This is a genomic window from Kitasatospora sp. MBT63 (genome assembly GCF_000710465.2).
GTDB lineage: Bacteria > Actinomycetota > Actinomycetes > Streptomycetales > Streptomycetaceae > Kitasatospora.
Genome location: NZ_JAIZ01000812.1, coordinates 2072 through 3222, shown reverse-complemented (window position 1 = coordinate 3222; position 1151 = coordinate 2072). Strand labels below are relative to the sequence as shown.

1 protein-coding gene and 1 pseudogene are annotated in these 1151 nt (G+C 77.5%); one reads left to right on the top strand and one right to left on the bottom strand.

Going from position 1 to position 1151, the window contains the following annotated elements; all coding sequences use genetic code 11:
• Positions 1 to 740: pseudogene (locus AA75_RS50590) on the top strand (hypothetical protein); the annotation flags it as partial.
• A gap of 78 nt (positions 741 to 818) precedes the next feature.
• On the opposite strand, the gene AA75_RS42765 reads toward AA75_RS50590, so the two are convergent.
• On the bottom strand, positions 819 to 1034 hold the full coding sequence (locus AA75_RS42765; RefSeq protein ID WP_033825949.1) for a hypothetical protein: 216 nt from the start codon (positions 1032 to 1034) through the stop codon (positions 819 to 821).
• Positions 1035 to 1151: the final 117 nt, after the last annotated feature.

The following is a 1151-nucleotide window of genomic DNA, read 5'->3' as shown; positions in this document are numbered from 1 at the left end:
GGCGCGGCGCGGAGGCGGTCGCCGTCCTCGCCGAACTGGTCGGCCTGGACCGTGCCGAGGCCGAGGGCGAGGGCGGGCCGACGGCCCGGCTGCTGCAGAGCACCGTCCGGTTCGCCGGGCAGCTGTCGGCCGCCGGGCGGCACGGGCGCGCCGCCGAGGTCCGGCAGGAGGCCCTCGCCCTGTTCGCCGCCCTCGCAACCCGTGGCGAGCGCAGGGCCTGGACCGGCGACGGGCGGGTCCACTGGTCGGCGTTGTTGGCGCTGTCCGGCGCCGCCGCCGAGACCGCCGAGGCGGGCGCCCCCGGCCCGGCCTTCGGGATGCCCACCACCGCGTGGTCACCCGGTGTCCGGCGGGGGTACCGCGACGGCCGCGACGCGCTGGCGGCGGAGGTCGCCGCCCTCCTGCCGCAGGCGGACGCCGACCCCGGCGCCCACCTCGGCCCGTTGGTCGCGCTCCACCGCAGGCTGCTGGTCCGTACTGCGGTGGAGACCGAGGCGGGCGGCGGCCCGCTGCTGGAGACGCTGCTGCCCGGGTTCGACCGGGGCGTGGCGCTGGCCCGGCGGCTGCACGAACGGTCCGGGACCGGCGGCGCCGCGGCGCTCGCGCTGGCACTCACCGACCGGGCGGCGCTGCTCGCGGTCTGCGGCCAGTACGGCTACGCCCTCACCGACTACGAGCAGGCTGTCGAACGGACCGGCGGCCCGGCTCCCGAACCGGCGACCCCGGTAACGGCCTGCTGACCGGCTGAGCGTCGGCGGCGGGCGGCACCGCATCCCGTGGTGTCCCCGCCGTCCGCGCTCCGGGCCAGGTCCGGCGGCTCAGTCTGCCGTGAGCAGTCCTTCGCGCTCCCACACCGCGCGGGCCGCGGCCATCCGCTGCTGCTTGGTGCGCCGCCACTCGGTGCGGTCCGTGACCGCACCGGGCGGCTCCTCCACGGTGTAGCAGAGCGTGCACACGTACCCGCCGCACGGGCCGTCCTTGACCGGCGTGCCGCAGGTCGGGCAGTAGCGCGAGTGGTGGACCTGACTGCTCATGGCGCCCAGGTTACTTGCCGATCACGGCGCCGCACGAGTGGCAGACCAGCTGCCGCCCCCGGTCGTCCATCAGCGAGCCGCAGTTGGGGCAGTTCATGGCGGTGCCTCCGTCGGCCG